Genomic DNA, 4,380 nt, shown 5'->3' with positions numbered 1-4,380 from the left:
GGCACAATGACGTCAAGGGGAACACGGCGAGGAATCCCCCTCAGGGCCTCCGCCCTTCGGTTTACTCTCCTTTCCCCTGTCCTTTTAATGATGAGTAGATCAATATCGCTTTCTTCGGTTTCCTCGCCTCTTGACAGAGAACCGAAGAGAATGATTCTCTCAGGGTGGTACTGCTGCACGAGTTCCCCTATGATTCGCGTCAGTTCTTTTTTTGAGGTTTCCTCCGTCTATGCGCACCCTTTTTCATGGCAAACCCCGTAATCATTGTACCACGCACACGGTCCTTTGAACCTCCCCACTTCTGCCCTTCTGTGGTTGCAAAGGGTAGGGTTAGAAAGAAGAGTCGCCCTGCCATTCGGAAAGGAGCTTGGTAGGGGAGAGTGTTGGAGAAAGCGGGTGCGCACCTTTCCTGAAGGGCCACTGGAGGTATTTAGGAGGAATATAATAGAGCAAAGAAATGGAAGGGGGTTTGAGCTTTATGGAAGAGAGCACCGTGCTTTGGGGGATACCGGAGAGCGAGTTCCGGGAAAGGGTTGAGAGGATCCAGGAGAAACTCGTTGAACACGACTTTGACGCTTACCTCGTGCACTCGAACGAAGCGGACCAGGGCAACGTGCGCTACCTCAGTGACTACTGGCCGGTTTTTGAGAGCGCCGGAGTCCTTGTCCCTAAGGAAGGGGAACCTGTCCTTCTTGTCGGCCCCGAGTCGGAACCCTTTGCCCGCGAAAGGAGTAAAATTCCGAAAATCCGGAAACTCCTTGCCTACCGGGAATCGGCAGAGCCAGAGTACCCGGAGCTTGAACTTTCCACTTTCCGGGATGTCTTTGACGAGGTCTCCGGAGGAAGGGGAATCAAAAGGCTTGCCCTTGGGGACTATGCCATTCTTCCTGTTCCGGTTCTTGAGGGCATCAGGGAAGCCCTGGGTCCCGGAGGAGAAATCGTTCGGGCAGAGTGGATCATCACCGAAATGAGGATGATAAAGTCCGAAAACGAGATCGCCCTGATGCGGGAGGCCCACCGCATAAGTGCCCTGGCTCTCGAGGAGGTCCTTGGAATCTTAAAGCCCGGGATGCGGGAGACCGAAGTGGTGGGCCTGCTCCACGAGGCGATGTACCGCCTTGGGGCGGAATCGGAGGCCTTTCCCGTCTACGTCTTCGGGGGGAAGAAGACCAAAAGCGCTATAAACCGGGCAGGTTCTGATAGGCTCAGGGAGGGCGAAGTGATTCAGATTTGCGTGGGGGCGAGGTTTGGAGGGTATGCCTCCTCCATTGGCCGACCGATCTTCTTTGGGAAAATGCCAGACGATGTCCGGAAAAGAATCCAGTTTGGCCTTGATGCCCATCGCAAGACCTTGGAGTGGGTTAGGGAAGGTGTGGAGGCAAGGGATATAGCTGTAAAGTTCTACAAGTACTTCCAAGACCACGGATATGCGGCGAACTACCTCTACGGACCCTGCCACGGTACCGGGATACTGGAGGTGGAGAAGCCTTGGGTGGAGCGCAACTCTCAGTACCGCCTGAAGAAGAACATGACTTTCATGGCGGATACCTTCTTCACCGCCGAGGAATACGGCTTCCGCTGGGAGGTTGGCTTTCGGGTTACCGAGGACGGATGCGAGGTGTTCGCAGAGGTACCGAATGAGGTTATTGAGCTCTGAAGAGCTGTGAAAGACTTACCTTTCTGCGGCGAAGCTGAACGAAGGCTCTCCTTCTGTTACGATTCCGAAAGCCTCGCTTTGGCACCCCGGACTCTCCGCTACGCCCTGGGGCAGGGATTTAAGGGTGGAGGAGAGGTGGCGAGGAATGTCGCTGAGTTTCGGGAACTCCTGAAAAGGCAGGCCAGAAACCTCAACCTGCAGGAGGCAGGCTACTGGCTGAAAAACTATGCGAATACTCCCCGAACGGGCTTATCTTCTCTCTTCTTAAGACCTCGGACATGGAAGGAGAGAATGCGAGGGCTCTCCTTTTTGCCCTCAGGAATCAGGAGGAGATGGCCGTAAACGCCTCGAGGAATATTGAAAGGTACGATGCCTTCATGGAAAAGTGGGTTACCAGGAATCCGGATTCGTCTCTTGCAGAGAGGTACAGGAGAGAGACCGCCCCTCGAGAGGCCAGAGTAAAGAGCATAAGGGAAGCAATTCAATTTGCCGTTTTGGGTGGCATTGTCGGCGGCATTTTGGGACTATCCTGGGTAAATTTTGGGGTTTTGTTGGCGGAGTTATCCTGGAGGCAACCGGAAGGATGGTACCTTTTGTACCATCGGCGATATTTACCGTTGTTGGCATTGTCTATCTTCAAGAGGCAGGCCGCCTGACGGCTGAGGAGTTGGATAACCTCTCAGCGTCAACGCGGAAAAATCGACAGGCGCTTTGCAACAAGGGCGAAAATGGAAATCACCCGGACAATCCTTGAGGTCCTCAACATGAGCGATGGAGAGCCCAGGAAGGCGCGCTGAGGTTCTTGCCTTAAGGAACGTGAATTTCAGGCATCAAGAGAAGTATGGGGCAAGAACACGAGAGGAGGGTAAACCCTGTGTTTCATGATTTTCTTTCCAATTTCGCCATGGTGGTCTTCATCGGAGGTTTGGTTGCTGAGGGGCTCCTCTCACCGGGATTTGCCTCTTTTGCCCTGCTGGCCTTTATTTTCTTCAGAGCCATCGCAAGGGCAATTGGGGGCGTCAGTGCCTTTGTGTACTATCTCTTCACGCTCCCCTTTTACTCTCTTATCGCCCTTTTGATTTTCCTCAGGGTGGGCTGGAGAGGAGTACTGGAGGGCCAGTGGCAGGAAATCGGGTCGATACTTCTGCGCGTATGGTTGACCGGCTTTGGGATGATTATTGTTAACATCCTCAGACTCTTCGGGAAAGGCTACATTGCTCTTCCATGGGTTATTTTTTTCGTGGTGACTCTCTGGATCTGCCAGCGCATAGGGCTTAACAGAGGGAGCGTGTTCGTATACTACACCATCTTTTCGATTTTAGCCCCCTTTTTTACTCTGGCAATATTTCTTGCAACCCTGAGCACCAAAACCAGCCCTCGGGAAGTCTTTGCAGTGCTGATTGCCCTGATTGCCCTCTTTCTCATGCTGGAAGGGCTCTACCTGATGATTTACGGTACTTTCTCTCCCCCTGGAGGGAGGAAGAAGTAGAAAGAGCTTGCCGGTGGGCCGGTAGCCTCCCGTGCCGGTATTCTGGATTTCCCCGAAAGGGATGAAAACGCTCATTCCTTTCTATTTCCCGACCGCCATCCCGCGAACGGTCTATGGAGTTGCCAAAGGAATTCCTGTAACTATTTTAGTAACTGAAAAAGATAAGTTTCAATCCCGCGAACGGTCTATAGAGCTGCCAAAGTTTACGAAGAAATGTTGGAAAGGGAGGCTTAAGGCCTGTTTCAATCCCGCGAACGGTCTATAGAATTGTCAAAGCTCAGCATAGTCGCGGCTGAGTCCGAGCGCTTTTTTATGAGTTTCAATCCCGCGAACGGTCTATGGAATTGTCAAAGAGCAGTCCCTTCCTGGATTCTAAAGGGAGTATACCCCAGTTTCTCCTTGAGAGCAAGAGGTCTCTTTCCCTCATGGAAAGAGGGAGAGAAGGGTCTGGGGAAGAAAAGTTTCGAAAATCGAGGGATTCCTCTTTCCCAAATCCTCTCCGCGCAGGGTAAGAGAAAGAGGAAACCCTTGATACACAAGGAGAATTTGCAAAAGAAAACTTCGCAAATCGTTCTCCCTTTCCCCTGGCCAAATCGATTTTCGAAAATCCCCCTTTTCCACCCCTCTCTCTGCCGCACCAATCCTGGTTTCCTTTCCGGGGTATTCCCTCCATTTTCGCAAATCTCCTCTTGAAGAAAAGGGAAAAGGGGATTTGCGAAGATTTCCTCCCCTTTTTGAGTCCCTCCAAAAGGGAGGACAAAGCGAGGGAAGCCCCATCTCAAGGCACTTTCTCCCCAAATCACCCTTTTTCGCAAATCGGGAAATGGCCTCAGGGAGGGGCTCCAGGACCCAGGGAGTCATTCGGTCCTTCGGGGAACCACCCAGATGAGGAGTAGGATTCCCGAGACTCTCGCGTGATTTTGGCAAAATCCCCGGGGATGAGAAGGAGGGGAGCCTGGGGACGGGTTTTCAGCGCCGCAATCGTTCCAAAATCCGCTCAAGGGCTTCTCCCTGGAGCCTCTGGTACGCTACCCGGACTTTGGCTTCGAGCTCTTTGTCCTCAAGCTTTATCCCGGCTTTCGCAAGGGCGCCCCTGAGGTACTCGATGGCTTTCTTGAGCTTTTCCACCCCGGGGGAGTTAGGGAAGGCGTCCTCGGCAAAGAGGACGGCTTCTTCAGCGAGCCTCAGGATCCGCAGAAGCTTTTCCCCTTCGCCTTTTTTCCTTCAAAAAGCG

At 52.8% G+C, this 4,380-nt stretch carries 4 protein-coding genes and 1 pseudogene; 3 read left to right on the top strand and 2 right to left on the bottom strand.

Translation table 11 applies throughout. From position 1 onward, the window contains the following. A partial coding sequence (locus H5U36_08820) for a nucleotidyltransferase domain-containing protein (GenBank protein ID MBC7218218.1) occupies positions 1-203 on the bottom strand: 203 nt, incomplete at its 3' end. Positions 204-478: 275 nt separating this feature from the next. Between H5U36_08820 and H5U36_08815 the strand changes: the two genes are divergently transcribed. The 3 genes from H5U36_08815 to H5U36_08805 all read left to right on the top strand — a co-directional run bounded on the left by H5U36_08815 (position 479) and on the right by H5U36_08805 (position 3,146). Then, positions 479-1,657 carry an aminopeptidase P family protein gene (locus H5U36_08815; GenBank protein MBC7218217.1) on the top strand — a complete coding sequence of 393 codons (1,179 nt, stop codon included), beginning with the start codon at positions 479-481 and terminating at the stop codon, positions 1,655-1,657. 278 nt (positions 1,658-1,935) lie between these two features. Further along, a complete protein-coding gene (locus H5U36_08810) occupies positions 1,936-2,313 on the top strand; it encodes a hypothetical protein (protein ID MBC7218216.1) in 378 nt (125 codons plus the stop codon). Positions 2,314-2,531: 218 nt separating this feature from the next. Further along, entirely contained in the window at positions 2,532-3,146 is a 615-nt protein-coding gene (locus H5U36_08805) for a hypothetical protein (GenBank protein MBC7218215.1), read from the top strand. Positions 3,147-4,115: 969 nt separating this feature from the next. On the opposite strand, the pseudogene H5U36_08800 reads toward H5U36_08805, so the two are convergent. Continuing rightward, positions 4,116-4,364, bottom strand: a pseudogene (locus tag H5U36_08800) (hypothetical protein). Positions 4,365-4,380: the final 16 nt, after the last annotated feature.

The sequence above is a fragment of the Candidatus Caldatribacterium sp. genome (genome assembly GCA_014359405.1).
In the GTDB taxonomy this organism is placed as follows: Bacteria; Atribacterota; Atribacteria; order Atribacterales; family Caldatribacteriaceae; genus Caldatribacterium; species Caldatribacterium oleiphilum.
Note: the sequence above shows the minus strand (reverse complement) of the source record. Positions and strands in the feature narration are given on the sequence as shown.